Below are 271 nucleotides of genomic sequence, written 5' to 3' on the forward strand. Positions count from 1 at the left end.
GGTACAATCACAGAAGGAAAGCCTAAACTTACGAATGTAATCAACATTGGATCATATTCCGATGAAGAGGTGTTAATATTAGCCGCATCTGTAGAAACTTCATCAGAACACCCACTAGGGGACGCAATTGTTCAAGCTGCAAAGGAAAAGGGATTACCCTTAACTGAACCAGAAAGCTTTCAGTCCATTACGGGGCACGGTATTGAGGCTGCGGTCAAAGATGAAAAGGTTATTATTGGTAATTTTAAGCTTATGAAAGAGAAAAATATAC

Annotated in this window: 1 pseudogene; it reads left to right on the forward strand. The window is 39.5% G+C overall.

Features of this window, described 5'->3' with window-relative positions:
- Positions 1-271 (forward strand): annotated as a pseudogene (locus tag AOA60_RS01765) (HAD family hydrolase); the annotation flags it as partial.

Origin of the sequence: Pseudomonas sp. 2822-17 (assembly GCF_002742485.1) — a bacterium.
Taxonomy (GTDB): Bacteria; Pseudomonadota; Gammaproteobacteria; order Pseudomonadales; family Pseudomonadaceae; genus Aquipseudomonas; species Aquipseudomonas cyclaminis.